The 22,626-nt window shown below is 66.5% G+C and carries 20 protein-coding genes; 13 read left to right on the top strand and 7 right to left on the bottom strand.

The window, feature by feature from the left end; all coding sequences use genetic code 11:
- Position 1: 1 nt before the first annotated feature.
- Positions 2–748 carry an MBL fold metallo-hydrolase gene (locus ACAG26_RS10325; RefSeq protein ID WP_370481827.1) on the bottom strand — a complete coding sequence of 249 codons (747 nt, stop codon included), beginning with the start codon at positions 746–748 and terminating at the stop codon, positions 2–4.
- Positions 749–791: 43 nt separating this feature from the next.
- Here ACAG26_RS10325 and fgd point away from each other — a divergent pair, with 43 nt between their 5' ends.
- A complete protein-coding gene (gene fgd, locus ACAG26_RS10320) occupies positions 792–1,802 on the top strand; it encodes a glucose-6-phosphate dehydrogenase (coenzyme-F420) (RefSeq protein ID WP_370481826.1) in 1,011 nt (336 codons plus the stop codon).
- On the opposite strand, the gene gjpA is transcribed toward fgd, so the two are convergent.
- Positions 1,799–2,881: an outer membrane porin GjpA gene (gene gjpA / locus ACAG26_RS10315; protein WP_370481824.1), complete on the bottom strand. Its 1,083-nt coding sequence runs from the start codon at positions 2,879–2,881 to the stop codon at positions 1,799–1,801. The two genes, fgd and gjpA, sit on opposite strands and share 4 nt — an antisense overlap.
- Before the next feature lie 222 nt (positions 2,882–3,103).
- Here gjpA and ACAG26_RS10310 point away from each other — a divergent pair, with 222 nt between their 5' ends.
- The gene (locus tag ACAG26_RS10310) at positions 3,104–4,270 is read left to right on the top strand and encodes a hypothetical protein (RefSeq protein ID WP_370481823.1); all 1,167 of its coding nucleotides are present in this window, start codon (positions 3,104–3,106) and stop codon (positions 4,268–4,270) included.
- 11 nt (positions 4,271–4,281) lie between these two features.
- Here ACAG26_RS10310 and ACAG26_RS10305 read toward each other — a convergent pair whose 3' ends face one another.
- The 4 genes from ACAG26_RS10305 to ACAG26_RS10290 all read right to left on the bottom strand — a co-directional run bounded on the left by ACAG26_RS10305 (position 4,282) and on the right by ACAG26_RS10290 (position 8,658).
- Positions 4,282–5,472 carry a DUF1501 domain-containing protein gene (locus ACAG26_RS10305; protein ID WP_370481821.1) on the bottom strand — a complete coding sequence of 397 codons (1,191 nt, stop codon included), beginning with the start codon at positions 5,470–5,472 and terminating at the stop codon, positions 4,282–4,284.
- Positions 5,473–5,483: 11 nt separating this feature from the next.
- Positions 5,484–6,800 (bottom strand): DUF1800 domain-containing protein, encoded by a 1,317-nt coding sequence (locus tag ACAG26_RS10300; protein ID WP_370481820.1) that lies wholly within the window; start codon positions 6,798–6,800, stop codon positions 5,484–5,486.
- A 41-nt stretch (positions 6,801–6,841) separates the two neighbouring features.
- Entirely contained in the window at positions 6,842–7,042 is a 201-nt protein-coding gene (locus ACAG26_RS10295) for a hypothetical protein (protein ID WP_370481817.1), read from the bottom strand.
- A gap of 308 nt (positions 7,043–7,350) precedes the next feature.
- Positions 7,351–8,658: a PucR family transcriptional regulator gene (locus ACAG26_RS10290; protein WP_370481815.1), complete on the bottom strand. Its 1,308-nt coding sequence runs from the start codon at positions 8,656–8,658 to the stop codon at positions 7,351–7,353.
- 387 nt (positions 8,659–9,045) lie between these two features.
- Here ACAG26_RS10290 and ACAG26_RS10285 point away from each other — a divergent pair, with 387 nt between their 5' ends.
- On the top strand, positions 9,046–9,963 hold the full coding sequence (locus tag ACAG26_RS10285; protein WP_370481813.1) for an alpha/beta hydrolase: 918 nt from the start codon (positions 9,046–9,048) through the stop codon (positions 9,961–9,963).
- A 75-nt stretch (positions 9,964–10,038) separates the two neighbouring features.
- Here ACAG26_RS10285 and ACAG26_RS10280 read toward each other — a convergent pair whose 3' ends face one another.
- Positions 10,039–10,800 carry a maleylpyruvate isomerase family mycothiol-dependent enzyme gene (locus ACAG26_RS10280; RefSeq protein WP_370481811.1) on the bottom strand — a complete coding sequence of 254 codons (762 nt, stop codon included), beginning with the start codon at positions 10,798–10,800 and terminating at the stop codon, positions 10,039–10,041.
- A 6-nt stretch (positions 10,801–10,806) separates the two neighbouring features.
- Between ACAG26_RS10280 and ACAG26_RS10275 the strand changes: the two genes are divergently transcribed.
- The 10 genes from ACAG26_RS10275 to ACAG26_RS10230 all read left to right on the top strand — a co-directional run bounded on the left by ACAG26_RS10275 (position 10,807) and on the right by ACAG26_RS10230 (position 22,620).
- Positions 10,807–12,183: an ABC1 kinase family protein gene (locus ACAG26_RS10275; RefSeq protein ID WP_370482102.1), complete on the top strand. Its 1,377-nt coding sequence runs from the start codon at positions 10,807–10,809 to the stop codon at positions 12,181–12,183.
- 952 nt (positions 12,184–13,135) lie between these two features.
- Entirely contained in the window at positions 13,136–13,954 is an 819-nt protein-coding gene (locus ACAG26_RS10270) for an MlaE family ABC transporter permease (RefSeq protein ID WP_370482100.1), read from the top strand.
- A gap of 3 nt (positions 13,955–13,957) precedes the next feature.
- Positions 13,958–14,815 carry an ABC transporter permease gene (locus ACAG26_RS10265; protein WP_370481809.1) on the top strand — a complete coding sequence of 286 codons (858 nt, stop codon included), beginning with the start codon at positions 13,958–13,960 and terminating at the stop codon, positions 14,813–14,815.
- A gap of 2 nt (positions 14,816–14,817) precedes the next feature.
- Complete coding sequence (locus tag ACAG26_RS10260) at positions 14,818–16,320, top strand: MlaD family protein (RefSeq protein ID WP_370481807.1); 1,503 nt, start codon at positions 14,818–14,820, stop codon at positions 16,318–16,320.
- Entirely contained in the window at positions 16,317–17,396 is a 1,080-nt protein-coding gene (locus tag ACAG26_RS10255; protein ID WP_370481806.1) for an MCE family protein, read from the top strand. The genes ACAG26_RS10260 and ACAG26_RS10255 overlap by 4 nt, the downstream gene beginning before the upstream one ends.
- Positions 17,397–17,401: 5 nt before the next feature.
- Positions 17,402–18,454 carry an MCE family protein gene (locus ACAG26_RS10250; RefSeq protein ID WP_370481805.1) on the top strand — a complete coding sequence of 351 codons (1,053 nt, stop codon included), beginning with the start codon at positions 17,402–17,404 and terminating at the stop codon, positions 18,452–18,454.
- A complete protein-coding gene (locus tag ACAG26_RS10245; protein ID WP_370481803.1) occupies positions 18,451–19,572 on the top strand; it encodes an MCE family protein in 1,122 nt (373 codons plus the stop codon). Before ACAG26_RS10250 ends, ACAG26_RS10245 begins: the two co-directional genes overlap by 4 nt.
- Complete coding sequence (locus tag ACAG26_RS10240) at positions 19,569–20,681, top strand: MCE family protein (RefSeq protein ID WP_370481802.1); 1,113 nt, start codon at positions 19,569–19,571, stop codon at positions 20,679–20,681. Before ACAG26_RS10245 ends, ACAG26_RS10240 begins: the two co-directional genes overlap by 4 nt.
- Positions 20,678–21,952, top strand: coding sequence for an MlaD family protein (locus ACAG26_RS10235; protein ID WP_370481801.1), 1,275 nt, complete (start codon positions 20,678–20,680; stop codon positions 21,950–21,952). The genes ACAG26_RS10240 and ACAG26_RS10235 overlap by 4 nt, the downstream gene beginning before the upstream one ends.
- Complete coding sequence (locus ACAG26_RS10230) at positions 21,937–22,620, top strand: Mce protein (protein WP_370481800.1); 684 nt, start codon at positions 21,937–21,939, stop codon at positions 22,618–22,620. Before ACAG26_RS10235 ends, ACAG26_RS10230 begins: the two co-directional genes overlap by 16 nt.
- Positions 22,621–22,626: the final 6 nt, after the last annotated feature.

Genomic DNA, 22,626 nt, shown 5'->3' with positions numbered 1-22,626 from the left:
CTCAGCGCGGCGTGGCCCGCGCGGCGGCTTGGTCGGTGGCCTCGCGGATCGGGCCGCGCCACAGGTCGCCGTGGCCGGGCGCCAACACCTCGGTCTCCAGCAGCGCCAGCGCGGCCAGGCTGCGCACACAGTCCAGCTGGCTGTGGCTGAACAGCGCCGGCAGCAGCTGCGGCCCGCGGTGCGTCAACAGCGGATGCCCGGTGATCAGCGCATCCCCGCTGGCCAGCACGCCGTCGACCAGATACGAGCAGTGCCCACCGGTGTGGCCGGGGGTCGGGATGGCCATCGGCTGACCGGGCAGCGTGGCAGCCACCTCGGCGGTCAGCGGCTGCGCGGTCGGGATGCCCTCCCGGCTCAAGCCGCCGTTGCGCACCACGTGTAGCGACCAGCGGGCCCACCGTGGCTGCCACACCCGGGTCGCGACGGCCAGCGGGGAGGCCTGCTCCAGGTACTCCCGTTTGGCGTGGCCCACCTCGTCGGGGTGGCAATACACCGGTGTGCCATGGTTTTTCGCCAACCAGATGGCGGTACCGAGATGGTCGATGTGGGCGTGGGTCAACAGCACCGCGCGCACATCGGCGGTGTCGTACCCGAGCGTGCGCAGCGAGGCCAGCACGTCGTCGCGGTCGCCGGGATAGCCGGCATCGATCAACAGCACACCGGTGTCGTCGGTGACCAGCAGCCAGTTGACCGCCGCACCCTGCGCCAGGTGCACCCGCTCGGTGACCGGGGTCAGCGTCGGTGCCATACCCGCGAGTCTAAGAACCGGACGGGGGAGTAGAAACGATCAGGTGGCTGAATTGAAACTGGGATACAAGGCGTCGGCTGAGCAGTTCGGGCCGCGCGAACTCGTCGAGCTGGGTGTGGCCGCCGAAGCGCACGGCATGGACAGTGCGACGGTCAGCGATCATTTCCAGCCGTGGCGGCATGAGGGCGGGCACGCGCCGTTCTCGCTGGCCTGGATGACCGCGGTCGGGGAGCGCACCAAGCGGATCACGCTGGGCACCTCGGTGCTGACCCCCACCTTCCGGTACAACCCGGCGGTGATCGCCCAGGCGTTCGCCACCATGAGCTGCCTGTATCCCGAGCGCATCTTCTTGGGGGTGGGCACCGGGGAGGCGCTCAACGAGATCGCCACCGGCTACGCCGGACAGTGGCCGGAGTTCAAGGAGCGGTTCGCTCGGCTGCGTGAATCGGTGCGGCTGATGCGCGCGTTGTGGGGCGGCGATCGGGTCGACTTCGACGGCGACTACTACCGGCTCAAGGGTGCCTCGATTTACGACGTGCCCGAGACCGGGGTGCCGGTCTACATCGCCGCCGGCGGGCCGGCGGTGGCCAAGTACGCCGGACGGGCCGGCGACGGGTTCATCTGCACCTCGGGCAAGGGTGAGGAGCTCTACACCGAGAAGCTGTTGCCCGCGGTCCGGGACGGCGCGGCCGCGGCCGAGCGCAATGTCGACGATGTCGACAAGATGATCGAGATCAAGATCTCCTATGACCCGGATCCCGAACTGGCGCTGAACAACACCCGGTTTTGGGCGCCGCTGTCGCTGACCGCCGAGCAAAAGCACAGCATCGACGACCCGATCGAGATGGAGAAGGCCGCCGACGCGCTGCCGATCGAGCAGGTCGCCAAACGCTGGATCGTGGCCTCGGACCCCGACGAGGCGGTGGAAAAGGTCGGCCAGTACGTGAGCTGGGGTCTGAACCACCTGGTGTTCCACGCACCCGGTCACGACCAGCGGCGGTTTTTGCAGCTGTTCGAAACCGACCTGGCGCCGCGGCTGCGCCGGCTGGGTTAAAACGCCAGTAGCCCGGCCAACAGGTTGGGGATCTCGCCGGCCAGGCCGCCGAGGTCGCCGCCCAGGACGCTGAACATGTCGGCGCTGGACGGGGTGATCGCGTCGGCAATGGCTTGGGTCAAGGCGATCAGCGAACCGATCGGGCCGACCCCGTAGCCGGGCAGATCGATGCCGACGGTGCCGCCGAGAACGCTGACGTCAAAGCCCAGGGCGTTGAACAGCGACCCGGCCGGGCTCAGCAGCCCACCCAGTTGCAGATCGACGTTGTTGATGTCGACCAGTGCCTCCACCGCGGGCGGCAGCTCCACCAGCGACAGCAATGGGGTGAGGTCCAGCGACTCGCCGCCGTTGAGGAACGCGCCGGTCAGGTGCGCCGGGATATTGATCAGCTCGTTCAGCGCCGCCAGCGGGTCGGTCTCGGGACCGGACAGGTCGCCGACGATGGCCTGAATGCTGTCGCCGAGCGCCAGCACCGGGCTGAGCACCGGGCCGACCGCGCCGATCAGCACGCCGCTGAGCGGGGACGCGGTGAACCCGAGCAGCGCGTGCAGCAACGCATCGTCGGCGGTGGCGCCGTAGGCGAAGTCAAAGACATTGAGGTGGTTGACCGGTCCGCCCAGCAGTAGTGCCGCCGCGGCTTGCCCGGAACGGATTGCGAGCTGGCCAGCCAGGCCGGGCAGGGTGCTGGACCAGGTCGCCTCGACGGTGCTCAGCAGATTGGCGTCGGGGACGAATGGCGCGGTAAACCCGGCCTGCAGATTGTGGGCGATCTGGCTGAAGGCGGCCCCGAAGTCGCCGCGGAAGATGTCCTCGAGGTAGCCGATCTGGTTGGTGGCGATCTGCCGGATTATCGGGAACGGATCACTGCTCCACGCCGTGACCAGGTCCGACACATTGGTGCTGGCCTGTTGGATGACGTCCACCCAGGGCGTAATGGGGTCCAACCCAGCGGTGAACTCGATGTCGGGGAGCGCGACATCGGGCCGCGGCGGCGCGGTGACCGGGGTGACGGCGATCAGGCTGGCTCCGGCGAGTGCGACCCCGGCGGTGATCCACGGACGGGTGGCGAGCTGCTGCATGGTGACCGCCCTTCCACTCTGTGTTGTGAGATACATCACAGCTTGGAGGAATGCTAACTGATAGGCGCCTAAGAAGCATCCAAAAACGCTGGGAGATTCTCAGCATCGATCCTCGAGCGCTCATAGCTCGTTTCTGGTCCTATCAGGTTTTTCTTAGCTACAGTGTGATCCACCTCGCCGCCGGTTGCGGTGGTGGGTTCGGTGCCAGCAAAGGACATGACCATGCAGGAAGCGCTCCGTGTGTATCTGACCGCCGGGATCGCCGTCGTCGGCGCCGGCGTGATCGCGGTAACCCCGGTCGCGGCGCCACCGACGCTGTCCGACGTTCCGATGCCCGCGGTGCAGCTGACGGCCGGCATCGACATCGGTCAACTCGCCGATCTGGGCAGCCCCACCGACCCCATTGGGGTCTACTCCGCGTTGGCGACCAATTCCTTCAACGACCTGTCCGCCATCGTCGGCGAACGGTTCGCCGACCCGGCACCTGTCCTGGGCGCGATCCTGCACAACCAGATGGGCTACTTCACCGACATCCTGGCGAACCCGGCGTCGATCATCGACGTGCCCGGCGAGATGTTCAACAACGCGGCCAACGTGTTTCAAACGCTGACGAGCTTCGCCCCCGAGATCAGCCTGCACAGCGACCTGCTGACCGATGTGCAGGGACTCTTGGCGGCCATTGCGGGTTTGAACATCGGCAACATCCTCAACCTGATTCCGACCCTGACCACCATCATCAATGAGGCTGGACAGCTCATCGGCGACCTGACGTCCGGCAACCCGCTGCTGATTCTTTCCGTGCTGTTGCCGGCGCCGATTGTGCTGGGGCTGGCTGCCATTGGGCCGCTGGTCAACGGTGTGGAAGCATTCGACACCAGCTTGGGCGCGGTCCAGGGGGCGATCGGATCCGGCGACTACCTGAACGCGTTGGCCGCCCTGGTCGCGGGTCCGGGCTATGTCACCGACGCCGTCCTCAACGGCCAGTGGGGGGTCGGCATCGACCTCGGACCGCTGGGCGGCGCCGGCATCCCGCTGTTCAACGGGCTGCTGCAACCCATGCAGGACGCCGACATCAGCTTGCTCGACAACCTGCTCAAGATCGACATCGGGCTGTTCACCGGGCTGCTCGACGGCTTCGTCAACTACCTGCCGCGCGAGATCGCCGGGGCGCTGCTGACCGGCGGCATGGTCGATCCGGTGGGCAACACCGTGGGGGCCCTCCCGCTGGATCTGGGCTCGCTGGAGTTCACCAAGCTGCTCGGCGACGTGGTGGATCCGTCCGCATTGCTGGCTGGCCTGGGTGGCCTACTGCCCGCGGCGGCGAGCGAGCTTCCCGGCACCATCGTCACCGAGCTGTTCGACCCGTCCTGGTTGTTGAACCTGTTCTGAGTCGGCGCGGTTTAGCCAAGAAAACCCAGAGCTTTGCGACCGGTGCCGACCGACGGGGTGGGATCGGTCGCCAGCGTGCGGGCCAGCAGTTCGTAGTAGATGTCGCGGAAATCGGTGGTGGGCTTCAAGTCCCCGTCGTCGAGGTCGGTCAGGCTGGGCTCGTCGCCGTAAAACCCGCCCCTCACCGGGGCGCCGGCGACGAATACCGGTCCGGCGGTGCCGTGGTCGGTACCTTGGGACGCATTGGCTTTCACGCGGCGCCCGAACTCCGAATACACCAGCATGACGACGTTCTTGCCGTACCGGTCGTCGGCCATCTGCCGCAAGAACGGCGTCACCGCCGCATCGACGGTTTGCAGCAGCCGCTGCTGGGTTTCGCGTTCGTCGGCGTGGGTGTCGAACCCGCCCAGCTGCACCGCGTACACCCGGGTCGGCACCCCGGCTTGCACCGCCTGGGCGACCAGCTGCAGTTGGGCGGCCAGCCTGTTGTGTTCGGTGCCGGCCGCGCGGATCGGCGCGAACGTGGCGTCGGTGCTGCGGGCGGCGCGATAGGCGGCGCACACCGCCGCCATCGCGGCGGTGTCGTCCGGATCATCGGCCCCGAGCGTGGCCATGGTGGCGGTGAACCGCTCCGCCGATCCCGGGGACGCGGCCGGGGTCAGCGCGGCGGCCGTGCATGTGGCGCCGACCGCCAACGGCGGCAGCACTGAGCCGATGTTGACCGCCCGCAGCGGGTCGTCGCCGGTGGCGTCCAGCCAGCGGCCGATCCAGCCGGTCGAGACGGGTTCGGTCGGCGACGCGGTCTGCCAGATGTCCATGGACCGGAAATGGCTGTGGTCGGGTTGCGGATAGCTGACCCCACGCACCACGGCCAGCTGGCGCCGGCTCCACAGCCCCGCCAGCCCGCTCAGCGCCGGATTGAGTCCCAGCCGGTCATCCAGCTGCAACACCTCGCCCGGGGCGTAGGCGAGTTCGGGGCGGGCGTCGTGATACGCGTTGTCGGCGTAGGGGATCAGCGTGTTGATACCGTCGTTGCCGCCGTAGAGCGTCACGATCACCAGCACCCCGCTGCCGTCGGGCAGCGGCCGGTCCTGGGCGGCCCGTAGCAGGTCGGGCCAGCTCACCGCCCCGTAAGACAGCAGCCCGGCGGCGCCGACGCCGACACTGGCGACCAGAAACTTGCGGCGATTGATCTCAGCCATCGGCAACCCCGTTACGACGTCAGGTATTCGGGTGTGTTGACGGCGGCGGCCACCAGCCGGACCGGCTGGCGCCGCAGCGGTTTGAGCGCGGCGACGGTGCGGTCCGACCACGCCCCGACCCCGATCAGATAGCCGGCGGCGTCGATCCGGTCGCCGGCGGCGGTGTCCTCGATGCTGGACAGGTCCCCGGCGCGGGCCAGGCTGCCGGCGGCGCGCAACCGCTCCCCGGCACTGGCGGTGGACAGCCACACCTGCCCGCGCGGCCAGCCGCCGACGTTGGGCGGATAAAACGGGCGCTGGCCCAGCGCGGTCAGCGTGGCATCGACCATCTCGATCCGTTTGGGGCCGTCGAGGGGCACTTGCAGCGTCCGGATCACGCCGACCAGCCACTCCACCGGGGTGTCGACGACCGCGCCTCGGCCGCCGAGGAATTCGGCGGCGGTGAGGATCGCCGCGGTGAGCGCCCGCAGGTCACGTCCCGGACCGTAGGCGGTGAGCACGCGGTTTAATGCGGCGGGCGGGGGCGGGTCGTCGGAGGCCAACTGCTGCCACAGCCGCCCCGCGATGTACCCCGGCGACTTGGGTTGGGCCAGCACCGCGTCGCAGAACCCGGCCGCATCGAAATCGCCGGTGCGGCCCAGCAGGGTCTTGGCGGTGGTGTCGCGGCGTTTGGGAACCAGCGCGGTGCGGCCGTCGGCCTTGATCACCCAGCCGGTCAGCGCCCGGGCGCCCGCGCGCACATCGGCCTCGGTGTAGCCGTTCCCGTGGCCCAGCGCGAACAACTCCATGAATTCGCGGGCCAGGTTCTCGTTGGCCGCCTTGGCGGTGTTGGACTGGCCGTCGAGCCAGCGCAGCATCGCCGCGTCGGTGAGCATGGCGTAGGCCAGGCTGCGGAAATCGCTGAGCGCGAGGGTCCGCAGCTTCTGGTTCTGCGCCGCCATGAAGTCCGCGACCCGGACTTTGGTCGCCGACGTGGCGAAGTGGTTGTGCCACAACAGCGTCAGCTTCTCGTGGATGGGTTGCTCGACGGCGGCCATGCGGCGCAGCCACCAGGCGGACAGCGCGGCCATCTGCTCGGACAGCTGCCGGTTGTACAGCTTGCGCTGTTCGGTGCTCGAGCCTTTACCGGGGGCGTGCGGTGCGGGCAGGGTGGGCATCGGGGTGGCCTGGGCGCCGGGATCGGCGTCGGGGTCCACGTCCAGCGCGGCATTGATGTAGGCCGACCAGTCTTGGGCGGCCACCACGTCGACCTGCGGGCCGGTCACGCCGAACCCGGCCCGGCGCAGCGCGCGGGCGGTGGCGATCCACCGGTCGGACTGGGTGGCCATAGGGGCAGTGTGACCCGCCCAGCTGAAGAACGGCTGTCAGGCTACGCCGGGGTGCATTTTTTCATCGGCACCGTGTCGGTCGACTCGTCCGCCCATCCCACCCGATGCTGCTTGTTCGTCAACGGCGCCGCGGCGGCTCCGGGTGGCGGTGCGCCGCCTGCGAGCAGGACCGTCAGGTTGTCAATCGTGCCGGTCGCGGCCGTCATTGCCGCGGTGATGCGCCGTTGCAGGTCCCCGCGCACTGGCGCTCCGGCCTCTGACCCAGTTGGTGGGCCGGGTCGGGCCGCCAGCCCAGCGCAGTCAGAGACGAGCTTGCGCAGATCCGCGGCTGCCTCGGCGATTTGGGCGCACGATTCTGCGATCTCGGCGGTGGTCGGGTCAGTGGGTTGGACCATCGCAGCACCCCCCTTGTAGCTGTCGATACGCGATCCGCCCCGCCGGATCCCCGTGTATCACGGTTCGGATCCACCCACTGGGTCACGATCCGATAACGACCACCGAATCTTTGGACACGCCACCGCCGTTTGTCAAGGGTCGGTTGCGCGGAGGGCTACTTCTCGGCGTGGTCGACGATGTGAATGGTGACGGCGGCGGCGAGGAGGCGGGAGCCATGGGGGTCGCTGGGATCGATGCCGGTGATTTCATGGATACGCCGTAGCCGGTAGGTCAGCGTGTTCGGATGTATGAATAGTTCGGCCGCCGCAGCCTTTCGGTCCGCCCCGTGGCGAAGATGCGCTTCAAGCGCGTCCAGCAGGGCGGGGTGCTGCTGTAGTGGTGCGATGCGCTGGGCCAGGAAGTCCCTGGCGGGTCCAGGCCTGGTGGCCTGGTATTCGAAGAGCAGGTCGTCGAGGTGGTGGAGGCCCGGGTGTCCGCCGAGTTGGCGCGCGAGCCGGGCGATCTCGGTGGTTTCGGCGACCGCAGCGGGGATGCCCAAGAGTTCCGTTGCGCGACACTCCGCGGCGTAGATATCGACGCCAAAGCGTGTCGTGAGCGCGTCGACGAGTGCCTCGAGGGCTCCCTCGCCGACCAACGGCGTCGGTAATAGGACCGTGCCGGTGTAGCCGTCGAAGGTGTTGAGGATATCGGTTGATCCGAACTCGTACAGGACGTGTTGGGCGTAGCGCATCCTGCGTTGCGCGAGCAGCACCTCGTGAGCCGTCTGCGGTGCCGGCGCGGCGGCGACCTCGATGGCAAGGATGTCGTAGCGGTCACTGAGTTCGACGCTGGCGTCCTGAGCAAGCATCGCCGCGGTGGGGTCGCCGGCAACCAACGCCTTGCACAGTGTCTGCAGCTGGTCACGTTTGCTGGCGCGCAGCACGAAGTCCGAGTCTTGGTAGACCTCCGCTATTACCACGCTGCACGTTCCGGTCAGCTCGGACAGGTGCACGCCCACCGCGGCCAGCGTGGCCGCGTCGACATCGGGTACCAGATCCACCACGATCTCCCAGCACCGCCGCAGACCTCCGTGCAGCGCGGCGAACAGGGCCGGCAGCGGGATGCCGTCCTCGGCGTGGCGTTCCACGATGGGCACCGCAAACGACGACACTTCGTCTGTGCTGAGCTGACGCCCCTCCGCCATGGCGGCGGCCACGACGGGAAAGGCGGCGGCCAACAGCGGTCCGATTTCGACCTGGAAGGGCTCACTGGGCATGGTGGTCGGCCATCGAACAGCCTTGACCGCAGCGTCCAGCAGGTCGTCGGTCATCTCAGGAATTCGCGATTCAATCGCCTGTCGAAGGGGCGAGTCTTCGGGAATACGCGGCAAGGCAGTTGTCACGGACCCGATTGTGACCGACAACAGTCCGATTGAGAGCGGAATGTGCATATCAGCGTGAGCGACTGCCTTGTCACCTGTCACACCGGTTGCTGGCAGGGCGAGCTGTCAGCGCAACTCAACGACGGTTCGCGCCCATGCTGCCGACGGCGTTGCGGGAGTTTGGCCCCGCCACGCTTTGTGCTGCGCCACAATTTACGTTCCTGTTATTGGACGTGGTGCCCGCCTGCCGGTACGGCCCGGATTGCCGGCGTTGGGCCCCGGTGAACTGGGCAGTTGTCGTCGGAACCAACGGGACACGTAAATCTTCTTCGATGCGTGCAGTGAATCCCGGTGTCCGGTAGCGACATACTGATCCCCGGAATCTACCCAGGGCAGATGTTGCGGTCGCTGGGTCGAAACGCTGAGTGAGGGGTGGCAATGCCGGGGGGAGGGCCCAGCGTCGAGCGCATCGACTTCCCTGGGGGCAGCGTGCAGTCGCAGGTGCTCGGATGCACGCTGAGGGCGACCGTGAAGGTGGGGTTGCGCGCGTGGGTGCGAACGCGATGGCTGCCCTGGCCGTACTGCCTCATCGATCATGCTGGTCGCGCGCTTCGGCCGATCCCAGGTGTGACGTACCAGCCGCAGACGTTGACCCATTGCGAGGCAGAAATCGTCACCCCTGGCGAGCCGACGTCGGGCCGGTTCATTCTGTACCTGCACGGCGGCGCTTTCTACATCGGTGGCCGGTACCTGCACCGCCAAATGGTCGGTCGGTTCGCCACGATGTTGGCGGCGTCCGCGCTCCATGTGGATTACCGAAAACTGCCGCGGCATTCCATCAACGACGCGGTCGCTGACGGCATCGACGCGTACCGCCACATGCTCGACATGGGGATCGATCCCGAGCGGATCGTGGTGATGGGCGACTCCGCAGGCGGCTACCTCACCTTCACCACCGCGCTGGGCATCCGGGATGCAGGTCTACCAATGCCGGCCGCGCTCGTCGCGATTTCGCCGCTCACGACGTGCGAGATTTCCGGCAAGCTCGCTGCTCCGTCGGCCAAGGCGTGCGCGCTGTTCTCTGAGTCGGTAATTACCAGGGTGTATGACGATCGCGTCAGGCTGAACCGGGGCGAGGTTCTGCTGTCTCCGGCGGACTGCAACCTCAGCGGGCTGCCGCCCACCCTCATCCAGGCGAGCAGTAGCGAGATGCTGTACCCCGATGCGGTCCTGATGGCCGACCGGCTCGCCGACGCAGGTGTGCCATGCACGCTGCAAACGTGGCCCGGCCAGGTACACGTCTTTCAGGCGGCGGCGGCGCTGGTGCCGGAATCGGCCCAGGCGGTCGCCGAAGTCGTCGATTTCATCGACCACGTTGTGCCCGCGATCGCTGAGTTGTCGGCATGACAGTCGGCCCGGTGTCGCGGCGGGCTTTCAGGGGGTAAACACCGCGATCCCGCGCCGGTCGCGGACGACTTCCGTCTACAGGTGGTTACCGAGTTGTTCGGTCCCGTCACCGCGAAGATCGGCCAGGGCGGCACGCCGACCGGTGAGCGCCAACATGATCGCTTCTGCGGGACCTCGGACCGCCGGGCCGTCGCCGTGGGACCAGCCCAGGTCCGTGGCTTCCCACCGCACCTTGGTGGTGTTGCGCCGAAAAGCTCTCTTCGCCGCTGGCGAAGTGAGGAAGTCGAGGATGGCCAACTGCTGTGCGGGAGTGAAGGTTCGGCTGAGACCCAGTGGTCGGCGGATGTCCTGGCCGTGGATGGTGACCTCGGTCAACGGTGCCATCGGGCCGATCAACGGTGGCTGGAAGCGGTTGTTGGCGTGTTGGCGTAACAGCGCCGGAAGGTTATCGCCGTGGCGGCGGGCAACGCTTGCCGTCATGGCGATGATCGCTTTATCGAGGTCACCCCGTGCCTTCGCAACCGCGACCACAGCTTTACGCATCGGCGTGATCAGTGGGGTGACCAGATGCGCAGCAACGTCGCGCACCGTCCATGCCTCGCACAACGACGCCGCGGCCCACTGCGCTTCCGAGAAGGTGTCGAGCAGGTCCGCAAGGCCGCGGCGTTCCTCGGCAACAGCGGCGAAAATCTCTCCCTTTTCCACGGCCGAACTATAAGCGACCAATTGATTGTTCGGCCACGGAATTGACGTCCCTGCCAGTAAATATTCAGCGCTGATGGTGGCAAATTCGGTCGATGGTTCGGTACCCTGCGGCTGGGCTGGGGGACAGCGCACAGGGGGCTGGTTGTGGATCGAATTCCGCGGGGGCGACTCTCGCGTGGCAGTAAGTTAGGCCGGCTGGCGGCCAAACGTGCGGTCAGTGGTGCGGGGGTGCGCCTGGCGATGATCGGCCGCTCCGAGGACGCGAAAGCGATACTCGCAGAACGTGCGACCATTGCTGCCGCCGACAATCTCTTAGCGGTTCTGGGAAATATGAAGGGCGCGGCGATGAAGCTGGGCCAAGTGCTCTCGCTTTTCGATGTCGATCTCGTGCCGGAATCGCATCGCGAACGTTTCCGGCAAAAGCTTGCGGCGTTGCGCGACCAGGCCCCAAAGGAACCCTTCAGCGCCATGCGCGCGGTGATTGAGGCTGATCTCGGACCCTTGTCGGGGGTGTTCAGTGACTTCGACGAGTCCCCGATTGCTGCGGCGTCGATCGGCCAGGTGTATCGGGCGCGGCTTCGCGACGGCCGGGACGTCGCGGTCAAGGTCCAGTATCCCGGGGTCCAGCAGGCGGTGAAAGCAGACATGCGCAACCTGGCGCTGCTGATGAAACTGTGGAGATCCGCGTGGCCGGCTGCCAATACAGCGATGCTCGACGAATTCAGCCGCAATATCGAAAATGAGTTGGACTATCTGACCGAGGCACGTACCCAGCGCCACGTGGCGCGGCAATTTCGCGGCCATCCAATGATCCGGGTTCCGGACAGCGTCGTGGAGTTAAGCACCCCGCGGGTGCTGGTGACCGAGTTTGCCCAGGGCGTCGGCTTCGACCAGATGCGTAGCCTGCCGGCCGATGACCGTAACCGCATCGGCGAAGTAATTCACCGCTTCTACATCGGTTCGCTGTTCTGCCACAACGAGTTCTGCGGCGACCCCCACCCGGGCAATGTTCTGCTCGGCGCGGATGGCAAGGTGGAGTTCGTCGACTTCGGCCTGTATCACCGGATGGATCCGGTCAACGTCGAGTTCGAGCGGCAATACCTTCGCATCGCCGCCGAGGGAAAGGCCGAGGAGCTGTATCGGCTCATGGTCGACCGCGGAATCGTGGACGCGAGTTCGGCTGTCACCGCGCAGGAATGCATGGACTACGTGTTGGCGGTGGGAGGCTGGCACATGGTCGACGAGGAGATCGCGATCACGCCGGAGATGGCAACGGCCGCCATCGTGATGGCGATCGACCCGCGCAGTGTGGAATTCACCGACATGCGACGGCAGATGCTGCCGCCCGAGCACCTATTCTCCCGGCGCGCTGAGTTTTTGACGTTCGGGATACTCGGGCACCTGGAGGTGACCAACAACTGGTATCGCATCGCTCGCGAATGGCTCTACGGTGACCCGCCGCATACCGATCTCGGTCGCGAGATCGCTGACTGGGAGGCCTCGAGCGGCGGATAACGGCGCCGACGGTCAGTGCGTTCAATCGGCTCGTCGCGATGTCTAGATGTCAACGCGCCCAGCGCAATACGGCGGATCGGTGAGCTGAATTGCAGGTGCGCCCCGGTGGGTGGCTCCGCGGCGGCTAGTGCTCGCGCGCGAATTCGCGCTCGTAACCGTGCCGTGCTGCGCACGCGAACCGTAACCCAAGTTTTGTGACCGGCACCAACCAGGCACCGAAATTTTCTCTCCCACGTGTAGTGAATCCTGGCGACGGATGCCGACATACTTGGCCCCGGAATCCGCCCAGGCCAGCTGTGGTCGCTGGGTCGGACGCTGAACTGGGGGTTGCACTGCAAGCTGGAGGGGGTAAGGCGGCGGGGTCCGCGCCGGTTTTTGGCACCGCCCTGGACGAGGGGTGGGCGGTGTCGGCGTCCAATCGCGAACGTCTGATAGATCAGCTCAGCGCCTGGCCGGGTCGAGGCGCGACCAGCAGCCAGCCGCGTTGCGCCGCCACGGCCCCAGCATGAGCCAACTTATGGAACGCTCGCGGCCGCGGCTGGCTCCGCGTCACACGATGAGAAGCCTTGGTACTAGGGGTAAATGGGGACGGTGCTAGCGGTTGTGACGCCGTCCAGATCCGCCGTCGGGGCCCTTACCCAGATGAGAGTTCCTCCGTCACAGGGCCATCCTGTGAGAAACCTGATAGCGCCGAGGAGATCCGGGAGATTGGACAAAGTCGCATGCGTCGCCTCGGAGCTAGACGTATCAATCCGATTTGTCGAAACCGCACACCCTCGTGGTCGGCTGGGCTACTGTGGCGCAGACCTGACTGTCCCGGAGGGGAAATGACCGTTAGCACAGTCTTATTGACGTCTGTGTTTGCTGATGCCCCGGGCCACCCTCAACCGCGAGGGAGTGCGCCTTGACAGACACCGCAGACGCCCCGTCTCACCCCGTCGAACGATCCGGCATCGGGGAGATCGTCGGCTGGTTTCGCCGCTATCTGCAGAACCACCCGTTCCTCTCGCTGAACACCTTCGGCGGCCAGGTGAAGCTCGGGATCCGGGCCATCGGGTATCTGTTCTATGACTTGTTCACCCGGACCTTCCAGACCGGCGAGTTCATCGAGCAGATGGCCTTCATGGCATCAACGGCGTTCACCCCCACGATTTTGGTGACTATCCCGATCAGCGTCACCCTGTCCGTCCAGTTCGGCCTGCTGGCCGGGCAAGTCGGTGCCTCGTCGATGTCGGGGGCGGCGACCGGGTTGGTGGTGATCCGGCAGGGGGCCCCGCTGGTGGCGGCGCTGCTGCTCGCCGCGGCGGTCGGTTCGGCGGTCTGCGCTGACTTGGGCGCCCGGACCATGCGCGAAGAGATCGCGGCGATGGAGGTGATGGGGGTTTCGCCGCTGCGTCGCATGGTGGTGCCCCGGCTCGCCGCGTTGATCCTGGTCGGGCTCGGACTAACCGGAGTGACCGCGTTCGTCGGGTACATCGGGAGTTACCTGTTCAACGTGTACATCCAGAACGGCACCCCCGGTTCGTTCATCGCGACGTTCTCGTCCTTCGCCACCGTCGGCGACATGACCCTGGCGATGGCCAAAGCGATGGTGTTCTCGGCGATTGTGGCCGTCATCTGCTGCCACAAGGGTTTGAACACCCACGGTGGTCCCGCCGGCGTGGCGAACTCGGTGAACGCCGCAGTGGTCGAATCCGTGCTGCTGCTGATGATGGTCAATGTGCTGATGAGCCAGCTTTACGTCATCGTCTTCCCGCGGACCACTCTGTAAGCCATGGCCACGCCCACCCGATTTCAGGCCTTTGGGGTTCGCCCGGTCCTTGCCGGTGCTGACGTTGTCGGCGGCGCGTTCGGCAGGGCGGGGCACCTCGTTTATTTCTTCGGCAAGATCCTGGCCTCGATCCCGGCCATGCTGTTGTATTTCCGGCGCGAAATGCTGCGGATATTGGCGGACGTCTCGTGGGGGAACGGGTCGATCGTCGTCGGCGGCGGCACCGTCAACGTCGCGGTGGTGCTGGGACTGACCGCGGGCGCACTGGTGGCCGTCGAGGCGATCAACGCGCTGAATTTGTTGGGTTTGGGCCCGGCGATGGGGCTGATCTCGTCGTTCGCCACCACCCGCGAATTGGCGCCGGTCATGATCGCGATGGCGTTCATCGCCCAGGCGGGATGCCGTTTCACCGCGCAGTTGGGTGCGATGCGGATCAACGACGAAATCGACGCGATGGACGTGCTGGGCATCAACTCCGTCTCCTACCTGGTGGTCACCCGAGTGACGGCGGGCGTCATCGCGGCGGTCCCGTTGTTCCTGATCGCGCTGGCGACCACCTACGCCTCCGCCCAGGGCGCCAGCATGATCGCCGGCCAGTCCGCCGGCTCCTACCTGCACTATTTCTCGTTGTTCGTCAACCCTGGCGATGTTCTGAAGGCGACGATGAAGGCGGTGGTCTTCGTCTTCATCTCCTCGACGATGCAGTGTTATTACGGGTATTTCGCCAGCGGCGGTCCGGCCGGTGTGGGAGTGGCCGCCGGACGTGCGATGCGGAACAGTCTGACCACCGTCATGATCGTCAACATGCTGCTCACCATGGCGTTTTGGGGAGTTGCGTCCGGCGCCAGGTTCGGTGGGTAACGATGCCGAACTCCTACGATTTCGATCCGCGCAGCCCGAACAACCGGACCCTGATCGGCGTGGGTGTGGTCTTCGCCGTGGTAGCGGCCGCCTTTTCGGTGTTGATGGTTCAGAAATCCGAAGGCAAACTGGACGAGCTCGTCAAGGTCGACCTCGCGATGTTCAACATCGGGGACGGGTTGCCGGCACACACCGATGTGAAGTTTCGCGGGGTGCTGGTGGGGTCGGTGTCCGGGATCACCCCCTCCCACGAGGACCAGCCCAACCTGGTGCACGTCGACCTCACCCCGTCCTACGCCGCCGGTATCCCCAGCACCGTGACGGCCCGGGTGGTGCCGAGCAACGCCTTCGCGGTGTCGGCGGTGCAACTGGTGGACAACGGTAAGGGCCCGGGACCGTTGCGGACCGGCTCGGTCGTGCACGAGGACACCACCTTGCCGACCGTGCTGTTCCAGAACGTGGTGGCCAAGCTGCGCCAACTGCTCGCCGCGACGGGGCGCAAACCCGATCCCGACAGTATCGGGGTGATCGCGGCCCTCGGTGAGGCGACCCAGGGCCGCGGCCAGCAACTGACCGACGCCGGGCATGAACTGAATGAGATTATGGCGCAGCTCAATACGGTGGTTTCCCCGGATGCCAGCGGCCCGTCGACGCTGGCGGCGTTGAGCGCCGCCGCGGGCGGATTGCGAGCGACCACCCCGGAACTGTTCGACGCGCTGCAAGACTCGATCCAGCCGATGCGGACCATCGCCGAAAAGCGCGTGCAGCTGACCGATCTCCTATCGTCGGGGCTGGGCACCACCGGGATGCTGGGTGACGCGTTCGATCACCAGACCGACCGGCTGGTTGCCATCACGACGCAACTGGCACCGACGCTGGGCGTGCTCGCCGACCACGCCGGCGAGTTCCACGGTGTGTCGACGCGGCTGCAAACGCTGGCGAACAAGTTCTACGACGAGGCGTTCAACCCCGACAACAATCTCATCACCGTCAAGGTGATCGCCTCATTCACCCCGAGCCGCAGCTACGTGCGTGCCGACTGCCCCCGCTACGGCGCCCTGGAAGGACCCAGCTGCCAGACCGCCCCGGAAGTCCCGACAGCGCCGGATCTGTTCCCCGCGTTGGGTTCGATGGGCATCCCGCCGCCACCCGGTGCGGCGGAGAACCGGCCCAATGTGACCCCGCCGCGGCACTCGATGCCCGACGACCCGCAGGGACCGCCGGCGCCTCCGCCGCCACCGTGGCAGGACCACTCACCGCCGTCCGCTGAGCCACCACCGCCGCCCGGTGAACCGGCACCACCGCTGCCCGCCGAAGCGCCGCCGCCCGCCGGGGTGTACTCGCAGCGGAGTATCGGCGGCAACATCGGGCCGATCGGCAGCAGCGAGGAAAGGGAGCAAATGGGCCGGATCGTCGGCGGGGAGGCCACGACGGCCACCGTGTTGCTGTTGGGTCCGGTGGTGCGCGGATCGCTGGTGCAGGTCACACCGGGAGACGCCCCATGAACCGGTATCGCAAACCGTTGATCGGTTCCGTGATCTTCCTGGTGTTTTCGGTCGCGGTGACCTGGATGGTGTTCGGCACCTTGGTGCGCGGGGTGTCGGGGCCGACGCGCACGTACTCGGCCATCTTCACCGATGTGTCCGGGCTGGCGGACGGCGACGACGTCCGGGTTGCCGGGGTGCGGGTCGGCCGGGTGGACAAGATCGAACTGGCCGATAACCTGGCCAAGGTCACGTTCCGGGTGCAACGGACGCAGACCCTGTACACCAACACCATCGCGTCGGTGACCTACCAGAACATCATCGGGCAGCGCTACCTCGGGTTGGCGCAGCCGGCGGGCAAGCGCACCCGCACCGGCGACCCGGTGGTGAACAAGGGGCAGCCACTGGGCGACCACGGCCAGATACCGCTGGAGCACACCAGCCCGTCGTTTGATATCTCCCACGCGCTCAACGGGTTCGAGCCGCTGTTGGAACAGCTGGAGCCCGAACAGGTGGACAACCTGACCAACGCCATCGTCCGCGCGTTCGGCGGGGACACGACCTCGGTGCTGGCGGTGACCACCCAGGCGTCGGCGTTGGCGGAAACGTTCGCCGGTCCCGACCAGGTGCTCGGCGACCTGATCGGCAACCTCAACGAGTTGATGGCCAGCCTGGCGTCACAAGACACCAACCTGCAGACGATGATCCGCGAAACCCGGAGTGTGATGGCAAGTTTGGCGGACCGCCGGCAGGAACTGGTCGACTCGACCGGATCGATCAACTCGACGGTTTCTCGGTTGGCCGCGATCGTCAACAACGTCACGCCCGACGCCCAACAGCTCGTCGGTCGGCAACCCGGCATGCTCGATTACGCCCTGCACGACGGTCGCCCGCGGTTGGGCTACGCGGTGTCGAATGTGCCGGGCCTGATGAAGGGGATCGCCCGGGTCACCCAAGACGGCAGTTACCTCAACGGATACGCCTGTGACGTCGACTTCGGTTTGTGGAACGACCTGTACTGGTGGTTCCGCGGGATCGTGGCCGCCGCCACCCGGGGCAACGGTCACGAGGTCTGGCACACCCCGGGATGTCGGTGAGCCCCATGCGTAACAAGCTCACCCGGTTGATCCGTCCCCTCGACGCCTACAACGCCACCTGGCTCGGGGCGGTGGCTTTGGTGGTGCTCGGCGTCCTGCTGCTCGGGGTGGTCGGCTACGGCCAACTCAACATCGGCAAAACCACCTACCACGGCGAGTTCGTTCAGGCCGCGCAGATCAAGAAGGGCGACGGGGTCACCATCGCCGGAATTCAGGTCGGTGCCGTCGACGGCGTCAAACTCGCCGGCGACCATGTGGTGGTCAAGTTCAGTGTCCGCAACGGCGTGCGCCTGGGCGCCGACACCCGGGCCGGCATCAAACTGACCACGATCCTGGGATCCCGATATCTGGAACTGTCGCCGGCCGGCGCGGGCAGCCTTCCCCAGCGCACCATCCCGCTGCGCTGGCCCAACGGTGATCTGCGCACCGAGGTTCCCTACGATCTGACCGCCACCCTGGCCGGTGCGACGAAGACCTTCGGACCGCTGGACGCCGATCGCGTCGTCGAATCGGTGAATGTGCTCGATGCGAACCTGCAAGGGTTGCCCGAGGCCCTGCCGCCGGCGTTGCAGAATCTGCAGTCGCTGGCCGACGTGATCGGGGATCGGCGTGATCAACTCGGCGCCCTGCTGAACAACGCCGACACGCTGACCACCATGCTGGCCAACCAGCGGGCCGATCTGGGGGTCCTGATCGTGCAGGGCCGAGACCTGCTGCGGGAGATCGCGACCCGGCGCGCGGCGGTGCAGCGGCTGTTCGCCAGCGCCACCACGCTCGTTCAGCAGGCCAAGACGATCATGGCCGACGAACCCGCCCTGGATAAGCTGCTGGGCGACGCGCAAGAGTTCACCAAGATGGTCAACGACCACGACGCGTTGGTGCGCAGTCTTTTGCAGTCGTCGCCGGTCGCCGTTCGCAACCTCGCCAACGCCACCGGCAGCGGCAACGCCCTCGACGTCAACGCCCCGATGGGGATTCTGATCGACTCGTGGGCGTGCGCGATCAGCAGCCGAGCCCCCCAGTTCAACCTCGTCGAGTACTTCAAGGACTGCGAATGAGCCGCCACGTCAAGGTGATCGGTGCCCTGATCGCCGCCGCCGTCGTCGCAGTTGCCGCGGCGGTGGTGGTCGTTCCGCGGCTGATGCACCGGCCGATGACGATCACCGCGCTGTTCGAGGACACCGTGGGCCTGTACGCGGGCAACGCGGTCTCGGTGCTGGGAATGGGGGTGGGCACGGTCACCAGTGTGGTGCCCAAAGACAGCTACGTGGAGGTCAAACTCGCCATCGACCACGGCATCGACATTCCGGCCGATGTGCAGGCGGTGACCGTGTCCAACTCCATCCTCACCGACCGGGTGGTCGAGCTGACCCCGCCCTACCGCGGCGGCGAGAAGCTCAAGGACGGTGCGGTGTTGGGCCCGCCGGGGGTGCGCACCCACACCCCGGTCGAGTTCGACAAAACCCTGCGGATGGTCGACAAACTGGGCAAGGCGTTGCACGGTGACGATCAGGGACACGGGCCGCTGGGGAACCTGATCAACCTCAGTGCCGACATCACGTCGGCCAACGGGCCGCAGATCCGGGCCACCCTGGACAAACTGTCCCAGGCGCTGCGGGTGGGTTCCGACAAAGGTGCCCACAGCAAGAAGAACATCCAGGCGATCATCAGCAGCGTGTCCGAACTGACCCAGGCCGCCGCCGACAACGATGCCACTATCCGGGAATTCGGATCCAACCTGCGGCAGCTCAGCGACATCCTGGCCGCCGAGGATCTCGGCTCGGGTAGCACCGGCGCGAAGGCCAACCAGCTTCTCGCCGAGGCGGCCCGGCTCCTGGAGGGGCACCGCGAGGGGTTGCAGGGCACGCTGGCCAACACGCAGGGCCTCATGACGACGCTCACCGACAATCAGCGTGAAATCGCGGAACTGCTCGATGTAGCGCCAATGACGATCGACAACATGTACAACATGATCGACCCGGTGGGCGGGAGTTTCCGCGGCCACTTGCTGCTCAACAAGATCGTGATGAACAGTATGTTCACCAAGGAAGTCTGCAACCTGATGGGGCTCAAACAATTGGGGTGCGCCACCGGAACGTTACGCGACTACGCACCGGATTTCGGCCTGGGCACCATCCTGAACCTGATGGACGACGGGATCAGTGGTACCCCGTGAACGGGCTCAACGGGGTTATCGGCCGCGCCGCGCGGGGTGTGGTGGCCGCGGGCCTGGCCGGGCTGTTGGCCGGTTGCGCAGCCGGCCTGGACGCGCTGCCGCTGCCGTCCCCGGGGGCCAGCGGCAAAACCTATGCGTTGACCGCCGTTTTCTCCGATGCGCTGAACCTGCCGGAGCAGGCGAAGGTCAAGCTGTTGGGCGCCGATATCGGTGAAGTCCACGCCATCCGGGCGCATGATTTCACCGCGCAGGTGGACATGCGGATCCGCTCGGACGTCCCGCTGCGGGTCGGTGCCACCGCCGAACTGAGGTCGGCCACCCTGATCGGGGACGTCTTCGTGTCGATCAAACCCAGTGCGTCCCCCGATGCGCCGCTGCTGCACAACGGCGACACCATCCCGCTGAAATCCACCGCCGCCGCACCGACCGTGGAAGACGTGCTCAACTCGATGGCGATGCTGGTCAACGGCGGCACGATCCGCTACCTGGTGAACTCGATCAACGGCGCCGGCGTGGCGTTGGGCGGCCGCGGCGAGAAGGTCGGCCTGCTGCTGGACCAGACGAGTGGATTGCTGTCGAAGATGAACGGCCGGTCAGAACAGTTGGATGCCGCGTTGCGGCGTACCTCCGACCTCTCGGCGGTGATGGCGGGACGTTCGAAGACGCTCAGCGATTCCCTGGAAGCCGGGGGGCCGGCGATGGCCGTCATCGCGGAAAACTCCACCCGGATCGCCGATCTGGTAGCCACCACCGCACGCATCACACGTCAGCTGTCCCGGTTCCCGTCCATCGCGGGCACCGACTCGCGCAGCACGGTCGCCGACCTCAACCGGCTGGCCGGCACGTTCAACGACATCGCTGTCGACCCCAATCTATCGCTGTTCTCGCTGAACCGGCTGATCGGGATCTTGATGAAGGCGTTCGCTTCCACCTCGGTGCACGTCGAGGTCACCCTGGATCAGCTGGCGCTGGGGCCGTGGCCCGACATCAACTATCCCGGCGATCCCGGATTCCACTGGTCGGATGGCACCGACTGGCATCAGCTGGTCGAAAGCCTGCGCTACGAATGGAACCTGTTGCTAGCCAAGATCTATGGGGAGCAGCGATGACGGCGAACCCGGTGGAGCTCTCGGCCCGAATGATCGTCGACGTGATCCGTGCGGTGGCCCAACGCCGAATCCTGATCTCGTGCATCGGGCTGGCGCTCGCGCTAGTGGCGGTCGCCGCCTACGTCGCGATCACCGACCTGCGAATCAACCCGCTGCGCCGGACGATCGCGGTGCGGGTGCTGCTGCCCGAATCGGGCGGGCTGCTGGTCAACCAGGACGTCACCCTGCGCGGCATACCGATCGGCCGCATCACCGCGATCAACCTCACCGACGACCCGAACGGCGGCGTGGAGGCGGTCGCCACCATCAACCGCGATGTGCGGATCCCGCGGGACAGCCCGGTGCGGGTGTCGGGACTGTCGGCGGCCGGGGAACAATATATGGATTTCCGGCCCGAACACGGCGGTGGGCCATATCTGACCAACGGCACCGTGATCGGCGCCGACCAGGCCACCATCCCGATGTCGCTGGGACAGATCATCGACGACAGCCGCGGTGCGCTGTCCCAACTGGACCCGGAGAAGGTGACCGCGCTGCTCGACGAGTTACGCGTCGGACGCGACGGCCCGAAGAAGCTGGCCGGGCTGCTCGACGGCGGGATCTTCTTGGCCTCCACGCTCGACGGTGTGCTGCCGCAGACCGTCAGCATGCTGCGCAACACCCAGGTGGTGTTCAGCACCTTCGCCGACGTTAACGAGGGTGTGGGACGCACCGCCGTCGACCTCAAAAACGTCCTGGGCGGGGTGAACAAGATGGACGGGGGGTTCCGGACGCTCGTCGACAACGGCAGCGGGCAGTTGGCCGACGTCGATAACCTGCTCAACGACAACCGCGAGAACGTCGTCGCGCTGCTGGGGAATCTGACCACCGTCTCACAGCTGCTGTATATGCGGATACCCGCGCTGCAGGACCTGTGGCGGCCCGACCACGGATCGTTCCTCGACAATTTCGGCACGATCTTCCGCGCGAACGCGCTGTGGGGGATCGGTGACCTGTACCCGAAGTACCGGTGCGATTACCAGGTGTCGCGGCTGGCACCCACCCAGGCGGATTCCCCGGAACCGTATCTCAATACCTACTGCAACAACCCCGACCCGGCGGTGCTGATTCGCGGCGCCCGCAACGCGCCCCGGCCACCGGGGGACGACACCGCGGGCCCGCCAGCCGGACTCGACCCGCTGGCGACCACCGATCCCACCCCGAACTATCCGCCGTACACGCTGCCCACCCCATTCGGTGGGCCCAAGTTGCCGGCGTGGGTACCGAACTAGCCCGGGAGGTCACCGTGTTCAAGCAAGCCCCCACCGTAGACGTCTTCGACCAGCTCGCCGGCCAGGACGATCCGGATGCCGTGAACGCCGCTGCCGCCGAAGTCGGAGGTGAGGACACCGACGAGAGTGTCGATCCGGCAGGCGAATCGGGCGATGACGGCGGTGGCGACCTCGCAGCGGCGCCCGGGACGTTACGGCGTCGCGTGGTCCGGATACTGGTCGGCGTCGCCGTGGTCGCCGGGCTGGGGTTCTCGGCTTTTCTGGGGTGGCGGCTGATCCAAGTCGATCAGACGGCCGCGGCCGGCCAGGCGGCGCTGGCGGCCGCGAAGAAGTACGCCGTCACCTTGACCACCCTCGACGCCGCGGATATCGACAAGCAGTACTCGGAGGCGATGGCCGGTGCGACCGGGCAGTTCAGGGACGAATACGGTCAGGGGTCCTCGCAGTTGCGGCAGATTCTGATCGACAACAAGGCATCGGGCAAGGGCGTGGTCCTCGACGCGGCGGTGAAATCGGCGACCAAGACCCGGGTCGAGGTGTTGCTGTTCGTTGACCAGTCGGTGCAGAACGCGGTCCTATCCACCCCACGGGTCGACCGCAACAGGGTGCAGATGACGATGGAGCTGGTCGATGGTCGTTGGCTGGCAAGCAATGTCGAGATCATCTAGGGGTAC

Origin of the sequence: Mycobacterium sp. pUA109 (assembly GCF_041287095.1) — a bacterium.
Taxonomy (GTDB): Bacteria; Actinomycetota; Actinomycetes; order Mycobacteriales; family Mycobacteriaceae; genus Mycobacterium.
The sequence above is the reverse complement of the archived record's forward strand: the minus strand, read 5'-3'. Positions and strand labels throughout refer to the sequence as shown.

What these genes read in the sequence shown, in the direction of transcription:
- ACAG26_RS10325 (WP_370481827.1), bottom strand. Translation starts at nt 748, where the DNA reads ATGGCACCGACGCTGACCCCGGTCACCGAGCGGGTGCACCTGGCGCAG.
- gjpA (WP_370481824.1), bottom strand. Translation starts at nt 2,881, where the DNA reads ATGCAGCAGCTCGCCACCCGTCCGTGGATCACCGCCGGGGTCGCACTC.
- ACAG26_RS10310 (WP_370481823.1), top strand. Translation starts at nt 3,104, where the DNA reads ATGCAGGAAGCGCTCCGTGTGTATCTGACCGCCGGGATCGCCGTCGTC.
- ACAG26_RS10305 (WP_370481821.1), bottom strand. Translation starts at nt 5,472, where the DNA reads ATGGCTGAGATCAATCGCCGCAAGTTTCTGGTCGCCAGTGTCGGCGTC.
- ACAG26_RS10300 (WP_370481820.1), bottom strand. Translation starts at nt 6,800, where the DNA reads ATGGCCACCCAGTCCGACCGGTGGATCGCCACCGCCCGCGCGCTGCGC.
- ACAG26_RS10265 (WP_370481809.1), top strand. Translation starts at nt 13,958, where the DNA reads ATGGCCACGCCCACCCGATTTCAGGCCTTTGGGGTTCGCCCGGTCCTT.
- ACAG26_RS10260 (WP_370481807.1), top strand. Translation starts at nt 14,818, where the DNA reads ATGCCGAACTCCTACGATTTCGATCCGCGCAGCCCGAACAACCGGACC.
- ACAG26_RS10255 (WP_370481806.1), top strand. Translation starts at nt 16,317, where the DNA reads ATGAACCGGTATCGCAAACCGTTGATCGGTTCCGTGATCTTCCTGGTG.
- ACAG26_RS10250 (WP_370481805.1), top strand. Translation starts at nt 17,402, where the DNA reads ATGCGTAACAAGCTCACCCGGTTGATCCGTCCCCTCGACGCCTACAAC.
- ACAG26_RS10245 (WP_370481803.1), top strand. Translation starts at nt 18,451, where the DNA reads ATGAGCCGCCACGTCAAGGTGATCGGTGCCCTGATCGCCGCCGCCGTC.
- ACAG26_RS10235 (WP_370481801.1), top strand. Translation starts at nt 20,678, where the DNA reads ATGACGGCGAACCCGGTGGAGCTCTCGGCCCGAATGATCGTCGACGTG.